Genomic DNA, 1558 nt, shown 5'->3' with positions numbered 1-1558 from the left:
GTCTCATCACGGGCGATTAATGTACATGACAAACTATGGCGAGTGGATTGCGTCTGACCGATAAAACCGTGACTGTTGGCATAAATCCGCTGACCTTCATGTGACGAAACACTGGCCCCTTCTGAGTTACTGATTAACGAATCAAAATCGCGACCGGCCTGCTCACATTCCATTGCCAGGGCAATCGCCTGTTCCGGAGACAACTCCCAAGGGTAATACAAATGCAGATCCGGAAAGGAGGTAGCCATTAATGACGCATCGGCCAAACCGGCAAATTTATCTTCCTGAGTGTGCTTTGCAATACTGCAGGCCATCGCCACTGTTTCGTGAATGGCTTCAGGCCGCAAATCGGATGTACTGGCAGAAGCTTTGCTTTGCCCCAGATACACCGTTACGCCAAGCCCGGTATCTTTGTTGTGCTCCAGCGTTTCAATTTCAGCCTGACGCACATTTACCGATAAACCCAGACTTTGACTGATACCCACTTCGGCAGCAGATGCCCCCAGCTTTTTAGCCGCATCCAGCGCCTGCTGCGCTGCATTTGTTAAGACTGATGCGTCAAGTTTACTCATATGATCAAATTAACCTCTTCGATATTCTGTCCATGTTTTTGAAAGCCCCGCATTTCCAAAACACCGCGTGTATTCAATGAAATAATCAGATATAACGCCTGTGGATAGTCTGCAACATCCTCGTCAATAACCGATGGTAATGCTGGAGCATCGGGATGAGAGTGATAAATGGCGAACAGTTCCTGATTGCGTTCTTTCATTTCTTTTAATGCGGCCAACTGTTCACTGGCACTTAATGCAAATAACACGCTGGCATCGGTTTTGACGCTGTCTACCGGATAACACATACAGCGTTGTCCATGGCGGCCTATTAACCCGGAAATTTCCTGCTGCGGTGAAAGTTGCGCTTCATGTAATAGCTCATTCACCAATGTTCGCGGTAAACGTATCGTCGTTTTTGCTGTCATTTAGCTATTCTCATTATCGTGACATACCGGGCAGGCCGGATCCTGTTTTAACGTCATTTCTCTTATCTGCATTGACTGCGCATCAACCAATAATAAACGACCATTGAGGGACGTTCCTGTATTGGCCAGCAATTTGAGTGTTTCAATCGCCTGAATGGATCCCATCATGCCCAGTAATGGTGAGAGCACCCCGCTCTCCGCACAGCTTTGCTGAATATCGCCACCATTATCATCGTACAAACAACGATAACACGGTGCATTGGCTTGTCGGGCATCATAAACTGAAACCTGTCCTTCCCATCGAATAGCCGCAGCTGACACCAACGGTGTTCTGGTTTTCTTACTCACCCGGTTGAGCAGAAAACGACTACTGAAATTATCGGTGCAATCGACAATCACGTCAGCAAGCGTTGCCTGCTGGGTTAACTCGGCTTCGTTCAGGCGATGCTCAATGGTTTCAACTTTAATTGTGTCATTCAAACTTTGCAAAGTCGCCGCGGCTGAATGTGTTTTTGTTTTGCCGACAGACGTCTGTCGATGCACGATTTGCCGTTGCAGATTGGTCAGCTCAACAATGTC

3 protein-coding genes are annotated in these 1558 nt (G+C 47.6%); all 3 read right to left on the bottom strand.

Going from position 1 to position 1558, the window contains the following annotated elements:
- A partial coding sequence (locus B3M51_RS09815) for a PmbA/TldA family metallopeptidase (protein ID WP_292758730.1) occupies positions 1–572 on the bottom strand: 572 nt, incomplete at its 3' end.
- Positions 569–979, bottom strand: coding sequence for a M67 family metallopeptidase (locus tag B3M51_RS09810; RefSeq protein ID WP_292356129.1), 411 nt, complete (start codon positions 977–979; stop codon positions 569–571). The genes B3M51_RS09810 and B3M51_RS09815, both read right to left, overlap by 4 nt.
- A partial coding sequence (locus tag B3M51_RS09805; protein ID WP_292758703.1) for a HesA/MoeB/ThiF family protein occupies positions 980–1558 on the bottom strand: 579 nt, incomplete at its 5' end.

This window comes from Methylophaga sp. UBA2689 (genome assembly GCA_002354555.1).
Classification (GTDB): Bacteria; Pseudomonadota; Gammaproteobacteria; order Nitrosococcales; family Methylophagaceae; genus Methylophaga.
Note: the sequence above shows the minus strand (reverse complement) of the source record. Positions and strands in the feature narration are given on the sequence as shown.

Excerpts from the sequence above, each read along its gene's own strand:
- B3M51_RS09810 (WP_292356129.1), bottom strand. The coding sequence starts at position 979 with ATGACAGCAAAAACGACGATACGTTTACCGCGAACATTGGTGAATGAG.